This window comes from Pseudomonas sp. 8(2025), assembly GCF_052665325.1.
Genome location: NZ_JBQOIE010000013.1, coordinates 89,950 through 113,376 on the forward strand (window position 1 = coordinate 89,950; position 23,427 = coordinate 113,376).

Annotated in this window: 27 protein-coding genes; 2 read left to right on the forward strand and 25 right to left on the reverse strand. The window is 62.6% G+C overall.

The window, feature by feature from the left end; translation table 11 throughout:
• Position 1: 1 nt before the first annotated feature.
• The 5 genes from ccmE to ccmA all read right to left on the reverse strand — a co-directional run bounded on the left by ccmE (position 2) and on the right by ccmA (position 2,773).
• Entirely contained in the window at positions 2-457 is a 456-nt protein-coding gene (gene ccmE, locus ACUXVH_RS23100) for a cytochrome c maturation protein CcmE (protein ID WP_011060019.1), read from the reverse strand.
• Positions 454-630: a heme exporter protein CcmD gene (ccmD, locus tag ACUXVH_RS23105; protein ID WP_011060018.1), complete on the reverse strand. Its 177-nt coding sequence runs from the start codon at positions 628-630 to the stop codon at positions 454-456. The genes ccmE and ccmD overlap by 4 nt, the downstream gene beginning before the upstream one ends.
• The gene (locus ACUXVH_RS23110; RefSeq protein ID WP_011060017.1) at positions 627-1,382 is read right to left on the reverse strand and encodes a heme ABC transporter permease; all 756 of its coding nucleotides are present in this window, start codon (positions 1,380-1,382) and stop codon (positions 627-629) included. Before ACUXVH_RS23110 ends, ccmD begins: the two co-directional genes overlap by 4 nt.
• Before the next feature lie 90 nt (positions 1,383-1,472).
• Positions 1,473-2,141, reverse strand: a complete 669-nt coding sequence (ccmB, locus tag ACUXVH_RS23115) for a heme exporter protein CcmB (protein WP_011060016.1) — start codon at positions 2,139-2,141, stop codon at positions 1,473-1,475.
• A complete protein-coding gene (ccmA, locus tag ACUXVH_RS23120; protein ID WP_011060015.1) occupies positions 2,138-2,773 on the reverse strand; it encodes a cytochrome c biogenesis heme-transporting ATPase CcmA in 636 nt (211 codons plus the stop codon). Before ccmA ends, ccmB begins: the two co-directional genes overlap by 4 nt.
• Before the next feature lie 196 nt (positions 2,774-2,969).
• Between ccmA and fliK the strand changes: the two genes are divergently transcribed.
• The gene (fliK, locus tag ACUXVH_RS23125; RefSeq protein ID WP_065363388.1) at positions 2,970-4,553 is read left to right on the forward strand and encodes a flagellar hook-length control protein FliK; all 1,584 of its coding nucleotides are present in this window, start codon (positions 2,970-2,972) and stop codon (positions 4,551-4,553) included.
• Positions 4,550-4,879 carry an EscU/YscU/HrcU family type III secretion system export apparatus switch protein gene (locus ACUXVH_RS23130; RefSeq protein WP_011060013.1) on the forward strand — a complete coding sequence of 110 codons (330 nt, stop codon included), beginning with the start codon at positions 4,550-4,552 and terminating at the stop codon, positions 4,877-4,879. The genes fliK and ACUXVH_RS23130 overlap by 4 nt, the downstream gene beginning before the upstream one ends.
• Before the next feature lie 59 nt (positions 4,880-4,938).
• On the opposite strand, the gene ACUXVH_RS23135 is transcribed toward ACUXVH_RS23130, so the two are convergent.
• From ACUXVH_RS23135 to fliN, 20 genes are all read right to left on the reverse strand, one after another.
• Entirely contained in the window at positions 4,939-5,331 is a 393-nt protein-coding gene (locus tag ACUXVH_RS23135; RefSeq protein WP_011060012.1) for a DUF2802 domain-containing protein, read from the reverse strand.
• Entirely contained in the window at positions 5,332-5,814 is a 483-nt protein-coding gene (locus tag ACUXVH_RS23140; protein ID WP_011060011.1) for a chemotaxis protein CheW, read from the reverse strand.
• A 79-nt stretch (positions 5,815-5,893) separates the two neighbouring features.
• Complete coding sequence (locus tag ACUXVH_RS23145) at positions 5,894-6,772, reverse strand: chemotaxis protein CheW (protein ID WP_065363386.1); 879 nt, start codon at positions 6,770-6,772, stop codon at positions 5,894-5,896.
• A gap of 84 nt (positions 6,773-6,856) precedes the next feature.
• Positions 6,857-7,645, reverse strand: coding sequence for a ParA family protein (locus ACUXVH_RS23150; protein ID WP_011060009.1), 789 nt, complete (start codon positions 7,643-7,645; stop codon positions 6,857-6,859).
• 50 nt (positions 7,646-7,695) lie between these two features.
• Positions 7,696-8,580 (reverse strand): flagellar motor protein MotD, encoded by an 885-nt coding sequence (gene motD / locus ACUXVH_RS23155; RefSeq protein WP_011060008.1) that lies wholly within the window; start codon positions 8,578-8,580, stop codon positions 7,696-7,698.
• Positions 8,581-8,582: 2 nt separating this feature from the next.
• Complete coding sequence (locus ACUXVH_RS23160) at positions 8,583-9,323, reverse strand: flagellar motor protein (protein ID WP_011060007.1); 741 nt, start codon at positions 9,321-9,323, stop codon at positions 8,583-8,585.
• The gene (locus ACUXVH_RS23165) at positions 9,323-10,444 is read right to left on the reverse strand and encodes a protein-glutamate methylesterase/protein-glutamine glutaminase (RefSeq protein WP_011060006.1); all 1,122 of its coding nucleotides are present in this window, start codon (positions 10,442-10,444) and stop codon (positions 9,323-9,325) included. The genes ACUXVH_RS23160 and ACUXVH_RS23165 overlap by 1 nt, the downstream gene beginning before the upstream one ends.
• A 47-nt stretch (positions 10,445-10,491) precedes the next feature.
• Positions 10,492-12,777 (reverse strand): chemotaxis protein CheA, encoded by a 2,286-nt coding sequence (locus ACUXVH_RS23170; protein ID WP_065363385.1) that lies wholly within the window; start codon positions 12,775-12,777, stop codon positions 10,492-10,494.
• A 12-nt stretch (positions 12,778-12,789) separates the two neighbouring features.
• The gene (locus tag ACUXVH_RS23175; protein WP_011060004.1) at positions 12,790-13,578 is read right to left on the reverse strand and encodes a protein phosphatase CheZ; all 789 of its coding nucleotides are present in this window, start codon (positions 13,576-13,578) and stop codon (positions 12,790-12,792) included.
• A 30-nt stretch (positions 13,579-13,608) separates the two neighbouring features.
• A complete protein-coding gene (locus ACUXVH_RS23180) occupies positions 13,609-13,980 on the reverse strand; it encodes a chemotaxis response regulator CheY (RefSeq protein ID WP_003183998.1) in 372 nt (123 codons plus the stop codon).
• A gap of 165 nt (positions 13,981-14,145) precedes the next feature.
• Positions 14,146-14,886, reverse strand: coding sequence for an RNA polymerase sigma factor FliA (fliA, locus tag ACUXVH_RS23185; protein ID WP_011060003.1), 741 nt, complete (start codon positions 14,884-14,886; stop codon positions 14,146-14,148).
• Positions 14,883-15,713, reverse strand: a complete 831-nt coding sequence (fleN, locus tag ACUXVH_RS23190; RefSeq protein ID WP_011060002.1) for a flagellar synthesis regulator FleN — start codon at positions 15,711-15,713, stop codon at positions 14,883-14,885. Before fleN ends, fliA begins: the two co-directional genes overlap by 4 nt.
• Before the next feature lie 118 nt (positions 15,714-15,831).
• On the reverse strand, positions 15,832-17,154 hold the full coding sequence (gene flhF, locus ACUXVH_RS23195; protein WP_011060001.1) for a flagellar biosynthesis protein FlhF: 1,323 nt from the start codon (positions 17,152-17,154) through the stop codon (positions 15,832-15,834).
• 11 nt (positions 17,155-17,165) lie between these two features.
• Positions 17,166-19,295 (reverse strand): flagellar biosynthesis protein FlhA, encoded by a 2,130-nt coding sequence (gene flhA, locus ACUXVH_RS23200; protein ID WP_065363384.1) that lies wholly within the window; start codon positions 19,293-19,295, stop codon positions 17,166-17,168.
• A gap of 215 nt (positions 19,296-19,510) precedes the next feature.
• Positions 19,511-20,686, reverse strand: coding sequence for a flagellar biosynthesis protein FlhB (gene flhB, locus ACUXVH_RS23205; protein WP_065363383.1), 1,176 nt, complete (start codon positions 20,684-20,686; stop codon positions 19,511-19,513).
• A gap of 3 nt (positions 20,687-20,689) precedes the next feature.
• Entirely contained in the window at positions 20,690-21,472 is a 783-nt protein-coding gene (gene fliR / locus ACUXVH_RS23210) for a flagellar biosynthetic protein FliR (protein WP_011059989.1), read from the reverse strand.
• Between the two features lie 4 nt (positions 21,473-21,476).
• Positions 21,477-21,746 carry a flagellar biosynthesis protein FliQ gene (fliQ, locus tag ACUXVH_RS23215; RefSeq protein ID WP_011059988.1) on the reverse strand — a complete coding sequence of 90 codons (270 nt, stop codon included), beginning with the start codon at positions 21,744-21,746 and terminating at the stop codon, positions 21,477-21,479.
• 24 nt (positions 21,747-21,770) lie between these two features.
• Positions 21,771-22,520 carry a flagellar type III secretion system pore protein FliP gene (fliP, locus tag ACUXVH_RS23220; RefSeq protein WP_011059987.1) on the reverse strand — a complete coding sequence of 250 codons (750 nt, stop codon included), beginning with the start codon at positions 22,518-22,520 and terminating at the stop codon, positions 21,771-21,773.
• Positions 22,520-22,963: a flagellar biosynthetic protein FliO gene (gene fliO / locus ACUXVH_RS23225; RefSeq protein ID WP_011059986.1), complete on the reverse strand. Its 444-nt coding sequence runs from the start codon at positions 22,961-22,963 to the stop codon at positions 22,520-22,522. The genes fliP and fliO overlap by 1 nt, the downstream gene beginning before the upstream one ends.
• Complete coding sequence (gene fliN / locus ACUXVH_RS23230) at positions 22,964-23,425, reverse strand: flagellar motor switch protein FliN (protein ID WP_011059985.1); 462 nt, start codon at positions 23,423-23,425, stop codon at positions 22,964-22,966.
• Positions 23,426-23,427: the final 2 nt, after the last annotated feature.

Here is a 23,427-nt window from a genome sequence, read left to right on the forward strand (position 1 = left end):
CTTAACCCTCTTTCGCTGGTGTCGGTGCCGATTGGCCGCTGTCTTTCAGGGCCTTGGTGACTTCCGGCGGCATGTACTTCTCGTCGTGCTTGGCCAGCACTTCATCGGCCACCACCACGCCATCGGCGTTGAGCTTGCCCAGGGCAACGATGCCCTGCCCTTCGCGGAACAGGTCCGGAAGGATGCCGCGGTAGGTGATGGTCACCGACTTGTTGAAGTCGGTGACCACGAATTTCACGTCCAGGGAGTCGGCGGAACGCTGCAGGGAACCGGCCTGGACCATGCCGCCGGCGCGGATCCGCGTGTCCAGCGGTGCTTCGCCATTGGCGATCTGGGTCGGGGTGTAGAACAGGTTGATGTTTTCCTTCAGCGCGCTGAGGGCCAGGCCGACGGCAATGCCGACACCGACCAGAATCGCCAGGATGATCAAAAGACGCTTTTTACGCAGCGGATTCACTTACCGTTCTCCCGGCGCAGACGACGCGCCTCTTGTTGCAGATAGCGCTTGCGCGCCAGGATCGGCGCCACCAGCTCACGAGCCAGGACCACCAGGCAAATGCCATAGGCCGACCAGACGTAGAGGCCGTGATGGCCCATGGCGAGAAAATCGCTGAAGGATGCAAAGCTCATCGGGCGGCCTCCAGGCTGCGTTGGACTTCGGCCTTGACCCAACTGGTCCGGGCTTCACGCTTGAGCACCTCAAGGCGCATGCGCAGCAACAGCAGCACACCAAAGAAACAGTAGAAACCCAACGAGGTCAGCAGCAGCGGCAGCCACATTTCCACCGGCATGGCAGGCTTTTCGGTCAGGGTGAAGGTCGCGCCCTGGTGGAGGGTGTTCCACCATTCCACCGAGTATTTGATGATCGGGATATTCACCACGCCGACAATCGCCAGCACCGCACAGGCCTTGGCGGCGCTGTCACGATTGCTGATGGCGGCATTGAGCGCAATCAGACCTGCGTACAGAAACAGCAGGATCAGCATCGACGTTAGTCGGGCATCCCAGACCCACCAGGAACCCCAGGTCGGCTTGCCCCAGATAGCCCCGGTCACCAGGGCCAGGAAAGTGATCGAGTGCCCGATGGGCGCCGCGCATTGCAGGGCGACATCGGCCAGTTTCATTTTCCACACCAGCCCGACCACACCGCACACGGCCAGCATGACGTAGCAGGACTGGGCCAGCATCGCCATCGGCACATGGATGTAGATGATGCGGAAACTGTTGCCTTGCTGGTAATCCGGTGGCGCAAAGGCCAGGCCCCAGACCACGCCGATGCCGATCAGCAACACGGCGGCAACACTCAGCCAGGGCAGCAGCTTGCCACTGATGCCGTAAAACCATTTAGGCGAGCCGAGCTTATGAAACCAAGTCCAGTTCATTCACTATTTCCATCACGGGTGCTTTTCGTGGTCGAAAAGCCTGGGTCTTTTCTCAGAAAGAAGTGATCAAAAAATGATCAGACCTCATTATTATTCGCCGACGCTGATCTTCAGGCCAGCCGCTATTGCAAAGGGTGTCAAGGTTACTGCCAGGGCGGTCAGGCTCCCAAGCCAGAGCAGGTAACCGGTTGCCGGCATGCCCTGCAATGCCGCCTGCAGGGCGCCACTGCCGAGAATCAGTACCGGGATGTACAACGGCAGGATCAGCAGCGCCAGCAGCAGGCCGCCACGCTTGAGCCCCACCGTCAATGCCGCGCCTACTGCGCCCAGCAGGCTGAGCACCGGGGTCCCCAGCAGCAGGGACATCAGCAGCACCGGCAGACAGGCGGCAGGCAGCCCCAGCATCACCGCCAGCAAGGGCGCGAGCAAGACCAGTGCCAACCCGGAAAACACCCAGTGTGCCAGTACCTTGGCCAGAACCAGAAGAGCCAGGGGGTGCGGCGAAAGGACCCACTGCTCCAGGGATCCATCCTCGAAATCACTGCGAAAAAGCCCGTCCAGCGAGAGCAGGACGGACAATAGGGCCGCTACCCAGACCAGCCCCGGAGACAAGGTTTGCAACAATTGTGTCTCAGGTCCCACGGCCAGGGGGAACAGTGCGACAACGATTGCGAAAAATACCAAGGGGTTGGCCAGTTCCGCCGGGCGCCGGCACAACAGGCGCGCTTCACGGGCCACCAACAGGGCAAACACACTCATGCAGCCCACCGTCCCAGGTCAATGTCACGGTAGCCAGAAGGCATGCGGGCCAGGCTGTGGTGGGTGGTCAGGACCACCATGCCGCCGCGCTCGCAATGGCCCGCCAGGTGTTCTTCGAGCTGGGCCACGCCCTGCTTGTCGAGGGCGGTGAAGGGTTCGTCGAGTATCCACAACGGCGGGCTGTCCAGGTACAGGCGCGCCAAGGCCACGCGGCGCTGCTGGCCGGCGGAAAGGGTATGGCAAGGCACATCCTCGAAACCGCGCAGGCCGACCGCCGCCAGGGCCTGCCAGATCGCCTCGCGCCGGGCAGGCTGGTGCAGGGCACAGAGCCAGCTGAGGTTCTCCTCGGGGCTCAACAGCTCCTTGATGCCGGCGGCATGGCCGATCCACAACAGGTTGCGGGCCAGTTCCGCGCGCTGGGCGTGCAATGGCTGGCCATTGAGCAGCACCTGGCCGCTGGTGGGCTGCATCAACCCGGCCAGCAGGCGCAGCAGGCTGGTCTTGCCGCTGCCGTTGGGGCCGCTGATCTGCACCATGTCGCCGCCCGTCAGACGCAACTCGAGGTGTTCAAATAGCATCCGCCAATCGCGCTCACAGGCGAGTGCTACGGCTTCGAGAAGAGGGCTGGTCAAGGGATAGCGGGCCTTTACAGGTTCAAGTCGGCAACGGAGCGGCCGTTAAAGAGATGCAGGATAAATGCATTGGCGGCCTGTTCTAGAGAGCTGCGTCAAACAATTGCAATGTTTTCACCACTCCCCCAAAGACGGGCGGCATTATACATGCGAAGCCCTACGCTTATGAGGGCTAATTTCCACAGGTTGTGTCCGAATGACAGGCGAAATGAACATCCTGCCTGCGCCCCAGGTGCCCGCGCCCGGCGCCTCGCGCCCCCAGGCGATCAGCGGGGAACTGCTGAAGCTGGTGCCGCCCCTGGAGGGCCTGATTGCCGCCGGCCAGAGCGCCAAGGCCGAAGTGCTGTCGCTCAAGCAGACCGACCAGACGTTCCAGTTGCTGCTCAAAGTGACCCTGGACAACGGCCGGCAAACCACTTTGCAGGCCACCAGCAATCAACCCCTGCCCCAGGGCACCAGCCTGGCGGTCACCCAACCCTCGGCGGGCAACCTGGCGATCACCGTGCAACAGGCCATCGCCTCCAGTGTCGCCGCCCTGACCCGCCTGGACACCAGCCAACTGCCCCCCGGCACCCTGATCCAGGCCAAGGTGCTGACCAGCCAGATGCTGCCCCAGGGCACCAGCCAGCCGGCGATCTATCGCTCCCTGGTGAGCCTGCTCAACACCGCACAGAGCGGCGCCACCCTGAGCATCGAAAGCCCGCAGCCGCTGCGCATCGGCAGCCTGTTCAGCGCCCTGGTCTCGGATGCCCAGACCCTGAATTTCGTCCCCCTGAGCAGCCGTCAGGAGCAATTGGCCATCGCCGCCCAACTGGCCAGCCAGCAAAGCCGCCAGGGCTCCCTCAGTAGCTTGATCAACGCCCTGCAGAACCTGCCCGCCGACAGTGACCCCTCGACCACCTCCACCGACCTGCGCGCCGCCGTCGAGCGCCTGCTGGCCGGCCTGCCCGACGTGCAGCAACTGAGCAACCCGCGCGGCGTGGCCCAGGCCTTGCTGGGCAGCGGCCTGTTCCTGGAAGCCCGGCTGCTGGCCGGGGCCAACCCAGGGCAGGTGCCGGATATGAAGGCCGACCTGTTGCGCCTGATCGCCCAGCTGACCCCGGGCCTGCCCTCCTCCACCAGCTTCAACGCCATCCTGGCCGCCAACACCCTGGCCCAGTCGCAGCCCAGCTTCGTGCGCAGCGCCCTGGGTACCCTCGGCCAGGTCAGCGCCAAGGCTTCGCCCACCGGCTTTCCATTGCCGGAACGGTTGCTGCAGAGCCTGGAAGGCGAAGGTGACCTGGAACAACTGCTGCGCCTGGCCGCCTCGGCCGTATCGCGCTTGCAGAGCCATCAATTGTCGAGCCTGGAGCAAAGCGGCCTGACCGACGATGGCCGGCTGTTGAGTACCTGGCAGTTGGAAATCCCCATGCGCAACCTGCAGGACATCGTGCCCTTGCAGGTCAAGCTGCAGCGCGAAGAGGCGCCGGAACCGGAGCCGGAACACAAACGCGAGGAGCGTGAGCCCAAGCAGGCCCTGTGGCGGGTCGACCTGGCCTTCGACCTGGAGCCTCTGGGCCCGCTGCAAGTCCAGGCACAGCTGATCCAGGGCCGGCTGTCCAGCCAGCTCTGGGCCGAGCGCCCCTATACGGCGAGCCTGATTGAAAGCCACCTGGGCAACCTGCGCGAACGCCTGCTAGCCTCGGGACTGAATGTCGGCGACCTGGATTGCCACCTCGGCACTCCGCCCCAGGGCCCGCAAACCCGATTGGAACAACGCTGGGTGGACGAAACCGCATGAAGCACTCTCCGCCACCACGCCAGGCCATCGCCCTCAAATACGATGGCCAGCAAGCTCCGACCCTCACCGCCAAGGGCGATGACGAACTGGCCGAAGCCATCCTGAAGATTGCCCGGGACTATGAAGTCCCGATCTACGAGAACGCCGAGCTGGTGAAGCTGCTGGCGCGACTGGAACTGGGCGAGAGCATTCCGCCGGAGCTGTACCGCACCATCGCCGAGATCATCGCCTTCGCCTGGAACCTCAAGGGCAAGTTCCCGGCAGGGCATGATCCGCAACGGGCGGAACTGGAGAAGGACGTCACCGAACGCGGCGACGATTACTGATACAGCCCGGCCGCATGAAGGCCCCAGGGGCCTTTTTGCAGCGGGCGTTCGCGTCTACATCAGCCTTTGTGCAGCTTGCTGACCAGCTCCGCTTCGGCCTGGGTGAGGCCGCAGGACTGGGTCAGCTCGTCGACGCTGGCGCCCATGCCCACCAGGCGCGCGGCCTGGGCGAACGACAGGCTGGAAGGGTCACGCTGCTCCAGCTGGGCCAGCTTGTCCGGCAAAGGCGCTACCACAGCGCGCAACTCGTGCAGGTCCTCGCCCATGCGCACCGTACCGCTCTGGTAATGGTCGACGCGCTTGGCCAGCTCCTTGATCCGCTGGTCGCGCACGGCGTCACCCTCAGCCTGCTGGGCAGCAATCTGCCGCTGGTTGCGGGTGTAGGACAGGAACAGAGCCAGAGTGGCGACCCAGAGGATCGCCAGGACAATTACCGCTACCTCGAGGATCAATCAGATACTCTCCAGTTCCGACCATTCCTCTTCGCTCATCATCTTGTCCAGCTCAACCAGAATCAGCAGTTCGCCGTTCTTGTTGCACACGCCCTGGATGAACTTGGCCGACTCTTCGTTGCCGACGTTCGGCGCGGTCTCGACTTCCGACTGGCGCAGGTAAACCACTTCGGCGACGCTGTCCACCATGATCCCGACCACTTGCTTGTCGGCTTCTATGATGACGATCCGGGTGTTGTCGTTGACTTCGGTCGGCACCAGGCCGAAGCGCTGGCGGGTATCGATCACGGTCACCACGTTGCCGCGCAGGTTGATGATCCCCAGCACGTAGCTGGGTGCGCCCGGCACCGGAGCGATCTCGGTGTAGCGCAGCACTTCCTGGACCCGCATCACGTTGATGCCGTAGGACTCGTTATCCAGCTTGAAGGTGACCCATTGCAGGATCGGATCTTCGGAACCCTGTGCAGACGACGACTTATTCATACCCTGACCCCTCAAATAACCGTTGAAAACGGCGTGTGTTCTGTGTGGCCACGCCCGACGGACGCGGCCTGTTGTTGGTTTACTTCGGCTTGTGGGCCGCTTGACTGATCGCCATCTGCTTGGCGCCACCGGTGGCGATCAATTCCGCCAGTTCGGCAACATCGAGCAAGGCGCACATATGTTCAATCACCGTGCCGGCCAGCCACGGGCGTTGGCCACGGTGACTGCGCCACTTGATTTCATTGGGGTCCAGGCGCAGCGAGCGGCTGACCTGGTGCACCGCCAGCCCCCACTCATAGCCCTGGACCGAGATCACGTACTGCAGGCCCTGGCGGAAATCGTCGCGGTAGCGATCCGGCATGACCCAGCGTGCGGTATCCAGCACCTTCAGGTTGCCAGCCTGGCTCGGCAGGATACCGAGGAACCATTCCGGCTGGCCGAACAGCGGCGTCAGCTCCTGCCCGGCCAGGGAATAGATCGAGCCCAGGCATACCAGGGGCACCGCCAGGGTCAGGCCCGCGACATCGAACAACAGGCACTCGAACGGCTCTGCCGCCCAGGCGGGACGATCGCTGCCAGTGACCGGAGGCGGCGTATTGCTCGGCGGCAAGTGCACTTCCACCACGGGCGGCACCAGGGCCTGGAGCATCGGCACCACGGGCGAGAGGGTGCTTGGCATGGGCTCCGGCGCTTCCAGCACCGGGGTGGCAATAGGCTCTGGCGCAGCAACCGCAGGCGCCGAGTGCTGCTGGAGCTGGGCGTCACGGGCCTGCTCTTCCAGTACCGCGGCCTGGAATTCATCCAGCACTTCACTGGAGGCTTCGACCACTATCTGGGCGGGCACCGGGATCGGCGGCGGTGGCAGCAACTCCTCGTCGGTGGCGTCCTGCAGCAAGGCGTCCAGGTACGACTGCAGCGCCAACTGCGGCCGGCTCTTTACATCCAGAGGACGGTTCATGAGGATGCCCACGCTAAAACCCCGATACAGTGACCTGTAGGGGTTATCGGCCGGGCGGCGTGGCGACTTGAATAACGCTTCACGTCAAGCCACCTGCGCCACGAGCTGCTGGGCCAGCAAGTGCTTGAGCAAGGCCTTGTAGGCCAGTACGCCGCGGCTCTTGCCATCGAATTGCGAAGGGGTGACCCCGGCCCGGCTGGCGTCGCGCAGGCGGGTATCCACCGGAATGTAGCCTTGCCAGATCTCCTCGGGAAACTTGTCCCGCAGTACCCGCAGGGTGCCCAGGGAGGCCTGGGTACGGCGGTCGAACAGGGTCGGCACGATAGTGAACGGCAAGGGTTGCTTGCGCGAGCGATTGACCATGGCCAGGGTATTGACCATGCGCTCCAGGCCCTTGACCGCCAGGTGCTCGGTCTGCACCGGGATCACCAACTGCTGGCTGGCCGCCAGGGCGTTGACCATCAGCACCCCGAGCAACGGGGGGCTGTCGATCACCGCATAGTCGAAATCCTGCCACAACTGCGCCAGGCTCTTGGCGATTACCAGGCCCAGGCCGCTCTGCCCCGGCGACTGGCGCTCCAGGGTGGCCAGCGCGGTGCTGGACGGCAACAGCGAAATACGCTCGTGGCTGGTGCCCAGCAACAACTGGCCCGGCAGGTCCTGGGGCACATTGCCCTTGTGCAGGAACAGGTCGTAGCTGCTGTGCTCCAGGCTGTCCGGGTCATAGCCGAAGTAGCTGGTCATGGAGCCGTGGGGGTCGAGATCGACCACGACCACACGCTTGCCCGCCTCGGCCAGCAAGCCGGCTAAAGCGATGGAACTGGTGGTTTTACCGACACCACCCTTTTGATTGGCAACTGCCCAGACTCTCATTCGGTTGGTTCCTCCCGCCCGGCCACAGCGGGGCGAGACATAGCGCTAAGTTATAAAGCAGGTGACGGAGAATTGACGGCGCTTCCCTGTACCGGCGTTTTGACCGGGGTTGGTGCAGTTTGTGTGCCAGCACGCTTGAGTGCCGCATCCGGTGTTGCATGGGCGGTGCCGGTACCGGTCAGGCTGCGGCGCACATCCAGGTTGCGCGACACCACCAGCACCACCCGGCGATTGCGCGCCCGGCCTTCGGCGGTGGCGTTGTTGGCCACTGGCTGGAACTCACCGTAGCCCACCGAGGCCATGCGCGCCGGGTTCACCCCCTGCATCGCCAGCATGCGCACGATGCTCGCCGAACGGGCCGAGGACAGTTCCCAGTTGGTCGGGTACTGCGCGGTCTGGATCGGCAGGTTGTCGGTGAAGCCCTCGACATGGATCGGGTTGTCGAAGGGTTTGAGGATCTTCGCCACCTTGTCGATGATGGTGAACGCCTGGTCGCTGGGCATGGCATCGCCACTGCCGAACAGCAGGCTGGAGTTGAGTTCGATCTCCACCCACAGTTCATTGCCGCGCACGGTCATCTGGTTGGAGCTGATCAGGTCGCCAAAGGCTGCGCTGATGTCATCGGCGATGCTTTTCAGCGGGTCGCTGGCCCCGGCGATGCCGGCGTCGGTCTGGTCGCTGTCCTTGACCAGGGGTTTGGCCGGGGTCACGGTCTTGGGACGCTCGTCACCGATGGGAATCGGCTTGAGGCTACGATCGGAGTCGGTGAAGACCCCGATCAAGGCTTCGGAAATGACCTTGTACTTGCCCTCGTTGATCGAGGAAATCGAGTACATGACCACGAAAAACGCGAACAGCAAGGTAATGAAGTCGGCGTAGGAAACCAACCAGCGCTCATGGTTGACGTGTTCTTCTTGCTGGCGACGACGGGCCATAATCAGTCCATGAAGCCTTGCAGCTTCAGCTCGATGGAGCGGGGGTTTTCGCCTTCGGCGATCGACAGGATGCCTTCGAGGAGCATTTCCCGGTAACGCGACTGGCGCAAGGCAACGGATTTCAGCTTGGCGGCGATCGGCAGCAGCACCAGGTTGGCACTGGCCACCCCATAGATAGTGGCGACGAAGGCCACGGCGATGCCGCTACCCAGCTGGGATGGATCGGCCAGGTTGCCCATCACGTGGATCAGCCCCATTACCGCGCCGATGATGCCGATGGTCGGCGCATAGCCGCCCATGCTCTCGAACACCTTGGCGGCCTCGATATCACGACTTTCCTGGGTATAGAAATCCACTTCGAGAATGCTGCGGATGGCTTCGGGTTCGGCACCGTCCACCAGCAACTGCAAGCCCTTGCGCGCATAACTGTCAGGCTCGGCATCCGCCACGCCTTCCAGGCCCAGCAGGCCTTCCTTGCGCGCGGTGAGGCTCCAGTTGACCACCCGGTCGATGCCGCCCGGCAGATCGACCCGGGGCGGGAACAGGATCCAGGCAAGGATCTGCATGGCCCGTTTGAAGGCGCTCAGCGGCGACTGCAGCAGTGCCGCGCCGATGGTCCCGCCGAGCACGATCAGTGCCGCCGGACCGTTGGCCAGGGCCGACAGGTGCCCCCCCTCCAGGTAGTTGCCACCGATGATGGCGACAAACGCCATGATGATCCCGATAAGGCTGAGCACATCCATCAGAGACAGGCCTCGACCAGGTGCCGGCCGATGTCGTCCAGGCTGTACACCGCATCCGCCAGGTTGGCCTTGACGATGGCCATTGGCATGCCATAGATCACACAGCTGGCCTCGTCCTGGGCCCAGACCGCACTGCCGCCCTGCTTGAGCAGACGCGCGCCTTCGCGACCGTCGGCGCCCATGCCGGTGAGCACCACCGCCAGAACTTTGTCGCTGTAGGACTTGGCCGCAGAGCCGAAGGTGATATCCACGCACGGCTTGTAGTTCAAGCGCTCATCGCCCGGGAGAATCTTCACCGCACCGCGACCGTCGACCATCATCTGCTTGCCGCCAGGCGCCAGCAGCGCCAGGCCCGGACGCAGGATGTCGCCATCCTCGGCTTCCTTGACGCTGATGCGGCAGAGCTTGTCCAGACGCTCGGCAAAGGCCTTGGTGAAGGCCGCCGGCATATGCTGGATCAAGACGATGGGGGCCGGGAAGTTGGCCGGCAGCTGGGTCAGGACCCGCTGCAGCGCCACCGGGCCGCCTGTGGACGTACCAATGGCCACCAGCTTGTAGGCCTTGCGCTTGGGTGCCGGCGAATTCGCACTGGCCGCCGGCGCCGCTGCGCGGGCCGGAGCCGGTGCGGGAGCTGGCGAGCGCGAACTGGCGAAGCTCGAAGGAGCAGGTGCCGGAGCACTCGCCGGCTGCGGTGCCGGAGCACTGTAGCTACTGAAGCGCCGATTGCTGCGCGAAATACTGTGGACCTTCTCGCACAGCAACTGCTTGACCTTCTCGGGATTGCGCGAGATGTCCTCGAAGTTCTTCGGCAGAAAGTCCACCGCCCCGGCATCCAGCGCATCGAGGGTCACTCGGGCGCCTTCGTGGGTCAGGGAGGAGAACATCAGGACCGGCGTCGGGCAGCGCTGCATGATGTGCCGCACTGCGGTGATGCCATCCATCATCGGCATCTCGTAGTCCATGGTGATCACGTCCGGCTTGAGCGCCAGGGCCTGATCGATCGCCTCTTTACCATTGGTCGCCGTGCCGACGACCTGGATATTCGAATCCGCTGAAAGAATTTCCGAGACGCGGCGGCGGAAAAAACCCGAATCGTCCACCACCAGGACTTTGACTGCCATAAACACTCCGTTAGGTGGGGCGAGGCCAACCGCCCCTCCCCGCCGAATCAAATACGCCGTGCGGCGTAACGCTTGAGCATGCTCGGAACATCGAGGATCAGAGCAATGCGGCCGTCACCGGTAATGGTGGCGCCGGACATGCCCGGGGTTCCCTGAAGCATTTTGCCCAAGGGCTTGATGACCACTTCTTCCTGGCCCACCAGTTGATCGACGACAAAGCCGATCCGCTGGGTACCCACCGAAAGGATCACTACGTGGCCCTCGCGCTGCTCTTCATGAGCGGCGGAACTGACCAGCCAGCGTTTGAGGTAGAACAGGGGCAACGCCTTGTCGCGCACGATCACCACTTCCTGGCCGTCCACCACGTTGGTGCGCGACAGGTCGAGGTGGAAGATCTCGTTGACGTTGACCAGCGGGAAAGCGAATGCCTGGTTGCCGAGCATGACCATCAGGGTCGGCATGATCGCCAGGGTCAACGGCACCTTGATGACGATCTTCGAGCCCTGGCCCTTGGTCGAATAGATGTTGATCGAACCATTGAGCTGGGAAATCTTGGTCTTCACCACGTCCATGCCCACACCGCGACCGGACACATCGGAAATCTCGGTCTTGGTGGAGAAGCCCGGGGCAAAGATCAGGTTGTAGCACTCGGTATCGCTCAGGCGGTCGGCGGCATCCTTGTCCATCACGCCACGCTTGACGGCGATGGCGCGCAACACGTTCGGGTCCATGCCCTTGCCGTCATCGGAGATCGACAGCAGGATGTGGTCGCCTTCCTGTTCCGCCGCCAGCACCACCTTGCCGCCACGGGACTTGCCCGAGGCTTCGCGCTCTTCCGGCGATTCGATGCCGTGGTCCACCGCGTTGCGCACCAAGTGCACCAGCGGGTCGGCCAGGGCCTCTACCAGGTTCTTGTCGAGGTCGGTTTCTTCCCCCACCAGCTCCAGGTTGATCTCTTTCTTGAGCTGCCGGGCCAGGTCGCGAACCAGGCGCGGGAAGCGCCCGAAGACCTTCTTGATCGGCTGCATGCGGGTCTTCATCACCGCGGTCTGCAGGTCGGCAGTCACCACGTCGAGGTTCGACACGGCCTTGGACATGGCTTCGTCGCCGCTGTTGAGGCCCAGGCGCACCAGGCGGTTACGCACCAGCACCAGCTCGCCCACCATGTTCATGATTTCGTCCAGGCGCGCGGTATCGACACGCACCGTGGTTTCCGCTTCGCTGGCAGGCTTTTCCGCCGGCGGGGCCGCAGCGGCGGCGCGAGCCGGGGCCGGGGCCGCAGCAGGAGCAGCGGCAGCTTTCGGCGCCTCGGCCTTGGGCTCGGGCTTCTTCGCCGCCGGCTTGGCGACGGCAGCAGTGGCCGCCGCTGCCGGAGCCGCAGTGGCCGCGGCTGGCTTGGCCGCACCCGGGGTTTCGGAGAATTTGCCCTTGCCGTGCAACTCATCCAGCAGGGATTCGAATTCGTGATCGGTGATCAGGTCGCTGCCGGCTGCGGCTGCGCTTGGTGCGGCTGCGGCAGGAGCGGCAGGCGCCGCCGCCACGGCCGAATCCAGGGCCTCCACGGCGAAGTTGCCCTTGCCATGCAACTGGTCCAGCAATGCTTCGAATTCATCGTCGGTGATCTCATCACCTGCGCCAGCCGCACCACTGGTGGCACTGGCCGCGGCCGGTGCCACGGCATCCGGGGCGAACTGGCCCTTGCCGTGCAACTGATCGAGCAGGGATTCGAACTCGGCGTCGGTGATTTCATCGCTGGCCGGCTCGCCCTGGGCCGCAGGTGCGGCGGCAGGCGCTGCTTCGGCTTCGGCCTTGGCGGCATTCAGCGAGTCGAGCAACAGCTCGAATTCGTTATCGGTGATGTCCCCTGCCGGGCTTTCTTCAGCCACAGGCTCGGCAACCGGCTCAACCACCTCTTCCACAGCAGGTGCTGCAGGCTCGGCACCGGCAGGTTCGGCCAGGCGCGCCAGGGCCGCCAGCAACTCCGGTGTGGCAGCGGTGATTTCGGTGCGCTCACGGACCTGGCTGAACATGCCGTTCACCGCGTCCAGAGCTTCAAGCACCACGTCCATCAGTTCCGAGTCGACTCGCCGCTCACCCTTGCGCAGGATGTCGAAGACGTTCTCGGCGATGTGGCAGCACTCCACCAGCTCATTGAGCTGGAGGAAGCCGGCGCCCCCTTTAACAGTGTGAAAACCGCGAAAAATTGCATTGAGCAAATCCGCATCATCCGGCCGGCTTTCCAGCTCGACCAGTTGTTCGGACAGTTGCTCTAGAATCTCGCCGGCCTCAACCAGGAAATCCTGAAGGATCTCTTCATCGGCGCCGAAGCTCATTAATGGGTGCTCCTAGAATCCAAGGCTGGAAAGCAAATCGTCTACATCGTCCTGACCGGACATAACGTCTTCCCGTTTATCGGCATGAATCTGCGGACCTTCACCCTTGGCGAGATGTTTTTGCGGATCTTTTTCAGCGAGGATCGATTCACGGTCATGTTCGATACCGGCGAAACGATCGACCTGGCTGGCCATCAAGACGAGTTTGAGCAGATTGCTTTCGACTTCCGTGACCAACTGGGTCACACGCTTGATCACCTGACCGGTCAGGTCCTGGTAATCCTGCGCCAGCAGAATGTCGTTGAGGTGGCCGGAAACGGTACGGGTTTCCTGTTCGCTGCGCGTCAGGAAACTGTCGACCCGGCGCGCCAGCTCGCGAAACTCTTCAGCGCCGACCTCGCGCCGCATGAAGCGCCCCCAGTCTGCGCTCAAGGCCTGGGCTTCAGTGCTCAGGCCGTTGACCAGCGGGGTGCTGCTCTCCACCAGGTCCATGGTGCGGTTGGCTGCGGCTTCCGTCAGCCGGACCACATAGGACAGGCGCTCAGTGGCATCCGTGATCTGTGAAACTTCCTCGGCTTGTGGCATGTGCGGGTCAATCTGGAAATTGACGATCGCGCTATGCAGCTCGCGGGTGAGCTTGCCCACTTCCTGGTACAGGCCGCGGTCACGGGTCTGATTGAGCTCATGGATCAATTGCACCGCTTCGCCGAACCGGCCCTTTTCAAGGCTCTCGACCAGTTCCAGCGCATGTTTTTTCAGGGTCGACTCAAAGTCGCCCAGTGAAGATTCGTTATGCTCCATAGCTCCCCCGTGGCGGAATGGCTACGCGTCTCAACCGATGCGTTCGAAGATTTTTTCGATCTTCTCTTTCAACGCCTGAGCCGTGAATGGTTTGACGACATAGCCGTTTACGCCGGCCTGGGCAGCTTCGATGATCTGCTCGCGCTTGGCTTCAGCAGTCACCATCAATACCGGCAGGTGCTTGAGTTTTTCATCGGCGCGCACGTGGCGCAGCAGGTCGATACCGGTCATGCCCGGCATGTTCCAGTCCGTTACCAGAAAGTCGATGCTCCCGCTGTTGAGTACCGGAATGGCGGTAGTGCCATCGTCGGCCTCGACCGTGTTGGTGAATCCCAGATCACGCAACAGGTTCTTAATGATCCGCCGCATCGTTGAAAAGTCATCAACGATGAGGATTTTCATGTTCTTGTCCAATTCGACCTCCAAGCAGTCTTAAACGCATCCAGCACCTGAACGCGCCATTCAATCAATCCGGCATAACACACAACGACTGCATGGAGCACATACTGCAAGACCGGTGCAGCGCTTGCTTCACCGGTCCTGAACGCAGTGTCCCCACACTGCCTGTCAGCGCGCTCGCCACTCCCCCAAACGCCCCCGCAAACGGGCTGCGCACTGGCTGTGTAACTGGCTGACCCGCGATTCGCTGACCCCCAGGACCTCACCGATTTCCTTGAGGTTCAGCTCTTCGTCGTAGTACAGCGCCAACACCAGTCGCTCGCGCTCCGGCAAATTGGCAATCGCATCCGCCAACGCGGCCTGGAAGCGTTCATCCTCCAAGTCCCGTGACGGCTCGAGATGAGCACTGGCGCCATCCTCATGCAGCCCTTCATGCTCGCCGTCCTGCAACAGGTCGTCGAAACTGAACAGGCGGCTGCCCAAGGTGTCGTTCAAAATCCCGTAATAATCGTCGAGACTCAATTGAAGTTCGGCCGCAACTTCATGATCTTTAGCGTCACGACCGGTTTTAGCTTCAATTGCGCGAATCGCATCACTGACCATGCGCGTATTACGGTGCACCGAACGCGGTGCCCAGTCGCCTTTACGAACCTCGTCGAGCATCGCCCCACGGATACGGATACCCGCGTAGGTTTCGAAACTCGCCCCCTTGCTCGCGTCGTATTTGGTCGACACTTCGAGCAAACCGATCATCCCGGCCTGAATCAGGTCTTCTACCTGAACACTGGCCGGCAACCGCGCCAGCAGGTGATAGGCAATACGCTTGACCAGAGGCGCGTAGCGCTCGATCAATTCGTACTGGCTGTCACGCGCCGACTTCTTGTAGAGGTTGTAGCCACTGGCAGTCATAGCACCGGTCCCGCTGTTTGATGCACTAGCCGCTCGACAAAAAACTCCAGATGCCCGCGTGGGTTCGCCGGCAACGGCCAGGTATCGACTTTTTGCGCGATGGCCTTGAACGCCAATGCACACTTCGAACGAGGAAAGGCTTCATAGACCGCACGCTGCTTTTGCACGGCCTTGCGTACGCTTTCGTCGTAGGGAACTGCGCCGACGTATTGTAAGGCCACGTCCAGGAAGCGATCCGTGACCTTGGTCAATTTTGCAAACAGGTTGCGACCTTCCTGAGGGCTCTGAGCCATGTTGGCCAGGACCCGGAAACGGTTCATGCCGTAGTCGCGGTTGAGCAGCTTGATCAGCGCGTAGGCGTCCGTGATCGAGGTCGGCTCGTCGCACACCACCAGCAGTACTTCCTGGGCCGCGCGGACAAAGCTGACTACCGAGTCACCAATACCCGCAGCGGTGTCGATCACCAGCACATCGAGATTGTCGCCGATATCGCTGAAGGCCTGGATCAGGCCAGCGTGCTGCGCAGGGCTCAGGTGCACCATGCTCTGGGTGCCCGAGGCGGCCGGTACGATGCGGATGCCTCCAGGGCCCTGGAGCAGCACATCGCGCAGTTCGCAACGGCCCTCGATGACGTCGGCCAGGGTATGTTTGGGAGTCAGGCCCAGCAGGACATCGACATTGGCCAGTCCCAGGTCGGCATCCAGCAGCAAGACCCGCCGGCCGAGCTCAGCCAGAGCCAGGGACAAGTTCACTGACACATTAGTCTTGCCGACGCCACCTTTGCCGCCGGTCACCGCAATCACCTGTACGGGATGCATGCTGCCCATGTTCTTTCTTTACCTTGTCTTACTTAGACGGGGCCACATAACTGGCTGCGCGTTCACCATTGGAACAATGCATGGCAGACCATCGATGTAGATACACTGCAATCTATTCATGATTACCTCAGCCAACCCGTTTGGACGGGCTGTGGTAAAGGTCAGCGAACATGTCGGCCATGGCTTCCTCGCTGGGTTCTTCCTGCATCTGTACGCTTACCGCGCGACTCACCAGCTGATGCCGGCGAGGCAGGTGCAGATCGTCAGGAATCCGCGGACCATCAGTGAGATAGGCAACCGGCAGTTCATGACTGATGGCCAGGCTCAACACTTCGCCAAGACTGGCTGTTTCATCAAGTTTAGTCAGGATGCAACCGGCCAGGCCGCAGCGTTTGTAGCTGTGGTAGGCGGCGGTCAGCACCTGTTTCTGGCTGGTGGTAGCCAGTACCAGATAGTTCTTCGCACGAATGCCACGACCGGCCAGGCTCTCCAGTTGCATGCGCAACGCCGGATCGCTGGCCTGCAGGCCGGCGGTATCGATCAGCACCACGCGCTTGCGCAGCAGCGGATCCAGTGCCTGGGCCAGGGACTGGCCCGGGTCCACATGGGTCACCGACACATTGAGGATGCGCCCCAGGGTCTTGAGCTGCTCCTGGGCGCCGATGCGGTAGCTGTCCATGCTCACCAGGGCAATGTTCTGCGCCCCGTACTTGAGCACGTAGCGCGCCGCCAGCTTGGCCAGGGTGGTGGTCTTGCCCATGCCGGCCGGGCCGACCATGGCGATCACGCCGCCCTCTTCCAGAGGCTCGACTTCCGGGGTCTGGATCATTCGCGCCAGGTGCGCCAGCAACATGCGCCAGGCCTGACGGGGTTCGTTGATTTCGGTAATCAGTGCCAGCAGGTCGCGGGCCAGCGGGCCCGACAGGCCGATGCGCTGCAGGCGACGCCAGAGGTTGGCCTGCTCCGGACGGCTGCCCTGCAACTGGCTCCAGGCCAGGGAGCCGAGCTGCACTTCCAGCAGTTCGCGCAGACCGTTGAGCTCGAAACGCATCGAGTCCAGCGCCCGCGTATCGGCAGGTGGCGCTGCAGGAGCCGGCGCCGGGCGCGGACGCTCGGTCAGGGTCGGCTCGATCAGGGGTTCGGCCGCGGTCAACGGCAGGCCGGCGAACAGCTGGCGATTGGTGATCGAGGCACTGTCGCCCTCGCCCCGCAGGCTCAGTTCGGCCTGGGCGGTGACAATCCGCGACTGGGTCTTGCGCAGCTCGTCCTCGAGTTCCATGTTCGGAACCCGTGGCGACAAGGCCGACAACTTGTAATCCAGCGCAGCCGTCAGCTCGACACCGCCGGCGATCCGCCGGTTGCCGATGATGGCGGCTTCAGCGCCCAACTCATCACGAACCAGTTTCATGGCCTGACGCATATCGGCGGCGAAAAAACGCTTAACTTGCATAACCCACTACCTCAGCCGTTGGGCCCTACTGTCGCAACGATGGTCACTTGCTTGTTGTCCGGAATTTCCTGGTACGCCAGCACATGCAAACCCGGGACGGCGAGACGGCCGAACCGCGAGAGCATGGCGCGGACCGGCCCCGCTACCAACAGAATCACCGGTTGACCTTGCATCTCTTGACGCTGCGCCGCATCGATCAGCGAACGCTGCAGCTTCTCTGCCATGCTTGGCTCCAGCAGAACGCCTTCTTCCTGGCCTTGTCCTGCCTTCTGCAGACTGCTGAGCAAAATTTGTTCCAACCTTGGCTCCAAGGTGATCACAGGCAGCTCAGACTCAGTGCCTACAATGCTTTGGACGATGGCACGAGACAATCCGACGCGTACCGCGGCAACCAAAGCGGCAGTATCTTGACTCTTGGCGGCATTGTTGGCGATGGCTTCGGCAATGCTGCGGATGTCGCGTACCGGCACCTGCTCGGCCAGCAGCGCCTGCAGGACCTTGAGCAACTGCGACAGCGACAGCACGCCCGGCACCAATTCCTCGGCCAGCTTCGGCGAACTCTTGGACAACACTTGCAGCAACTGCTGGACCTCTTCGTGGCCGATCAGTTCGCTGGAGTGCTTGTACAGAATCTGGTTCAAGTGGGTGGCGACCACGGTACTGGCGTCCACCACGGTGTAGCCCAGGGACTGCGCCTGCGGCCGCTGGCTGATTTCGATCCACACCGCTTCCAGACCAAAGGCCGGGTCCCGAGCGGAGATGCCGTTGAGCGTGCCATAGACCTGCCCCGGGTTGATCGCCAGCTCGCGATCCGGATAGATCTCCGCTTCGGCCAGGATCACCCCCATCAGGGTCAGGCGGTAGGCGCTCGGCGCCAGGTCCAGGTTGTCGCGGATATGCACCGTGGGCATGAGAAAGCCCAGGTCCTGGGAGAGCTTCTTGCGTACCCCCTTGATCCGCGCCAGCAATTGCCCGCCCTGGTTGCGATCCACCAGGGGAATCAGGCGGTAACCGACTTCCAGGCCGATCATGTCGATCGGCGTCACGTCGTCCCAACCCAACTCCTTGGTTTCCAGGGCACGGGCCGGGGAAGGCAGCAGGTCCTGTTGACGCTGGACCTCTTCCAGAGCCTTGACCTTGACCTGGTTCTGCTTTTTCCAGACCAGATAAGCGGCGCCACCGGCCACGGCCGCCAGGCTGAGGAAGGAGACGTGCGGCATGCCCGGCACCAGCCCCATCACGGCCATCAGGCCGGCTGCCACCGCCAGCGCCTTGGGCGAAGCGAACATCTGCCGGTTGATCTGCTTGCCCATGTCTTCGGAACCCGAAGCCCGGGTCACCATGATCGCCGCCGCAGTGGACAGCAACAGTGATGGCAATTGCGCCACCAAACCGTCACCGATGGTCAGCAAGGCGTATACCCGGCCCGCATCGCCAAAGCTCATGTTGTGCTGGAAGATACCGACGGCCATGCCGCCGATCAGGTTGATGAACAGGATCAGCAAACCGGCGATGGCGTCACCGCGCACGAATTTGCTGGCACCGTCCATGGAACCGTAGAACTCGGCCTCCTGGGCCACTTCGAGACGGCGCAGCTTGGCCTGGTTCTGGTCGATCAGGCCGGCGTTCAAGTCAGCATCGATGGCCATCTGCTTGCCGGGCATGGCGTCCAGGGTGAAGCGCGCGCTCACCTCGGAAATACGGCCGGCACCCTTGGTCACCACCACGAAGTTGATGATCATGAGGATCGCAAAGACCACGATACCGACCACGTAGTTGCCGCCGATCACCACCTCACCGAAGGCCTGGATCACCTTACCGGCAGCGGCGTGGCCCTCCTGGCCATGGAGCATCACCACCCGGGTCGAAGCCACGTTGAGCGCCAGGCGCAGCAGCGTGGCCACCAGCAGAATGGTGGGGAACACGGCAAAGTCCAGCGGCCGCAGGGCGTACACGCACACCAGCAGAACCACGATCGACAAAGCGATGTTGAACGTGAAGAACACGTCCAGCAGGAACGCCGGGACCGGCAACATCATCATGGCCAGCATGACCAACAGCAGCACCGGCACACCCAGATTGCCTCGACCGAGGTCAGCCAGGTTGCTGCGAGCCGTGTTGATTAACTGAGAGCGATCCACCGATTTACCCCGTTCCGTAAAGCAAACTTTTGACGCCTGAAGCGGCACGGGGCTGCTACTGCAAGAAACCTTCCAACTTTGCCCTGACGCCGGAAGCAGAGGGCCGCAGCCTCTATCAGCCGCATCGGCAAGCCTGGGCATGCACAAGCAAAAAAATAATGGCGATAAGCCACTTTTCTGGCGAGGAGTGTTTTTTAGCGCCGCTATGGCCAGGCTTATACCGGCGTGACGGGCCCGGGTGGGGCCTGCTTGCCAGAAGTATCGCGCTGCAGATCCGGCGGAATCGGCAGATCCTTGAGCGGATCCGGGCGCTTGCCCTTGCCCGCGCGGTGCTGGCGGATCTGATAGACGTAGGCCAGTACCTGGGCCACCGCCAGGTAAAGCCCGGCAGGAATCTCTTCCTCAAGCTCGGTGGAATAGAAGATCGAACGCGCCAGGGCCGGCGACTCCAGCAGCATGACTTCGTGGGCCACGGCGATCTCGCGAATCTGCAAGGCCAGGAAGTCGCTGCCCTTGGCCAGCAGCACCGGCGCCCCGCCCTTCTCGGCATCGTATTTGAGCGCCACGGCGTAGTGGGTCGGGTTGGTGATGACCACATCGGCCTCCGGGATCGCCGCCATCATCCGCCGCTGGGACATCTCGCGCTGCAACTGGCGAATCCGCTGCTTGACCTCAGGCCGCCCCTCCTGGTCCTTGTGCTCGTCGCGCACTTCCTGCTTGGTCATCAGCAACTTCTTGTGGGCCTGGTACAGCTGCACCGGCACATCCACTGCAGCAATCAGGATCAGCCCGCAGGCCATCCACAAGGTGCTCCAGCCCACCACCTGGATACTGTGGATGATCGCCTTCTCCAGGGGCTCATGGGCGATACGCAAGAGGTCGTCGATATCTGCCGAGAGCACCGAGAGCGCCACGAACAGCACCAGGGCAAACTTGGCCAGGGCCTTGAGCAGCTCGATCAACGCCGTGGGGGAAAACATCCGCTTGAGGCCGTTGGCCGGGTTCATCCGGCTGAACTTGGGCGCCAGGCTCTTGCCGGCGAACAACCAGCCGCCCAGGGAAATAGGGCCGATGACCGCCGCCAGCAGCAGGGTCAGCAGTACCGGCTGCACTGCCAGGATGGCGATCTTGCCCGAATGCAGCAGGTACAGGCCCATAGCCCCGGGGCTGAGCAGCACTTCACGGGGCAGGGAGAAATTCAGGCGCATGATTTCCAGCAGATCCAGGGCCAGGCCACCACCATAGACCAGCAGACCACCCGCCCCCGCCAGCATGATGGCCAGGGTATTGAGCTCCTTGGAGCGGGCAATCTCGCCCTTTTCCCGGGAGTCCTTTTTGCGTTTCTCCGTGGGCTCTTCTGTCTTGTCCTGACCGCTCTCGCTCTCTGCCATGGCTCAGCGTGCCCTCGCCAGTTCGCGCAAGAACTGCAGGGCCTCGGAGGCCAGCGGTTGATACTGATTGAGAATGTCAGCCAGGCTGATCCAGACGATGCCCATGCCCAGCACCAGGGTCAGGGGAAAGCCGATGGAGAAGATGTTCAATTGCGGCGCCGCGCGAGTCATGACGCCAAAGGCGATGTTCACCACCAGCAGCGCGGTGATCGCCGGCAATACCAGCAGCAGCGCCGCCCCCAGCACCCAACCGAGCTTGCCTGCCAGCTCCCAGTAATGGTTGACCATCAGGCCGCCACCCACCGGCAGGGTGGTAAAGCTCTCGGTAAGTACCTCGAACACCACCAAGTGGCCGTTCATGGCCAGGAACAACAGGGTCACCAGCATGGTGAAGAACTGCCCGATCACCGCCACCGACACACCGTTGGTGGGGTCGACCATGGAAGCGAACCCCATGCCCATCTGGATCGCCACGATCTGTCCGGCAACCACGAAAGCCTGGAAGAACAGCTGCAGGGAAAACCCCAGTACCGCGCCGATCAGGATCTGTTCGGCGACCAGCAACAGGCCGCTGAGATCCAGGGCGTGCACTTCGGGCATGGGCGGCAGCCCCGGCGCTATCACCACGGTGATCGCCAGGGCAAAGTACAAGCGTACCCGCCGCGGCACCAGGGTGGTCCCGAAGACCGGCATCACCATCAGCAGCGAGGTGACCCGGAACAGCGGCAACATGAAGCTCGCCACCCAGGTACTGATCTGGGTGTCGGTCAACGCCAGCAGGGACATGGGCTCAGCCGATCAACTGCGGAATACTGCCGTACAACTGACGGATGTATTCCATGAAGGTTTGCACCAGCCAGGGCCCGGCGACAATCAGGGTCACCAGCATCACCAGCAGGCGCGGCAGGAAGCTCAGGGTCTGTTCGTTGATCTGGGTGGCAGCCTGGAACATGGCCACCATCAGGCCCACCAACAAGCTGGGCACCACCAGCACCGCCACCATCATGGTGGTCAGCCAGAGCGCTTCGCGAAACAGGTCTACCGCGACTTCCGGAGTCATTTTCGATCACCCGCAAACAAGGTTTTAAACACCACCGAAACTGCCCGCCAGGGTACCGATGATCAACGCCCAACCGTCCACGAGGACGAACAGCATGATCTTGAACGGCAGGGAAATGATCAGGGGCGAGAGCATCATCATGCCCATGGCCATCAGCACACTGGCCACCACCAGGTCGATGATCAGGAACGGAATGAAGATCATGAAGCCGATCTGGAACGCAGTCTTGAGCTCGGAGGTGACGAAGGCCGGGACCAGGATGGTCAGCGGCGCCTGGTCAGGGCTGGCGATGTCGGTGCGCTTGGACAGGCGCATGAACAGCTCCAGGTCGCTGCTGCGGGTCTGCGCCAGCATGAAGTCCTTGATCGGCACCTGAGCCTTGGCCACGGCGTCCTGGGCGGTGAGTTTTTCCGCCAGGTAAGGCTGCAAGGCGTCCTGGTTCACCCGGTCGAACACCGGCGCCATGATGAACATGGTAAGAAACAGCGCCATGCCGGTGAGGATCTGGTTCGACGGGGTCTGCTGCAGGCCCAGGGCCTGACGCAGGATCGAGAAGACGATGATGATCCGGGTGAAGCTGGTCATCAGCATGACGAACGCTGGAATGAAGCTCAGCGCCGTCATGATCAGCAGGATCTGCAGGCTGACCGAATACTCCTGCTGGCCGCTGGCATTGGTGCCAAGGGTGATCGCCGGGATCGACAACGGGTCCGCCGCCAACGCCAGCGGCGCCGCCAGCATCAGTGCCAACGTCAAGATGATGCGCAACGGCATTACTTCTTATCCTTCTGATCCTTGCCCAACAGCTCCATCAGGCGCTGGGCGAACTCGGGCGTCGCCTGCTCGGCACTGGGCACCTGCACCGGCTCCTTGAGTACATGCAACGGGGTGATGGTGCCCGGGGTCAGGCCCAGCAGGATCTGCTCGTTGCCAACCTGCACCAACACCAGGCGATCGCGCGGGCCCAGAGCCCGGGAGCCGATCAGTTCGATCACCTGCCCCTTGCCGGCAGGACCGGCCTGCTGCACCCGGCGCAACAGCCAGGCCAGGAAGAAGATCACGCCGATCACCAGCAGCAGGCCCAGTACCAACTGGGTCAACTGGCCGCTGACACTGCCGGTCACGGGCGCAGCCGCAGCCACCGCGGCGGTGGCCGCCGGCTCCGCAGCCAGGGCGCTCAGGGGCAGCGCAAATGCAATGCCAAGCAGCTTGTTCACTTAGCGCAGCTTCTTGATGCGTTCGCTGGGGCTGATCACGTCAGTCAGGCGAATGCCGAACTTTTCGTTGACCACAACCACCTCGCCATGGGCGATCAGGGTGCCGTTGACCAGCACGTCCAGCGGCTCGCCGGCCAAGCGATCGAGCTCGATCACCGAGCCCTGGTTGAGCTGCAGCAGGTTGCGAATGTTGATATCGGTGCTGCCCACTTCCATGGAGATCGATACTGGGATATCCAGAATCACGTCCAGGTTAGGGCCGTCCAGGGTGACCGGCTCATGGTTCTTCGGCACGCTGCCGAACTCTTCCATCTGCAAGCGCCCGGAACTTGACGCGGCGCCGGCATCCGCCGCCAGCAGGGCATCGATATCCGCCTGACCGGCATCACCGGTTTCTTCCAGCGCAGCAGCCCACTCGTCGGCCAGCGCCTGGTCGTCCTGGGAGTTAATTTCGTCAGCCATCA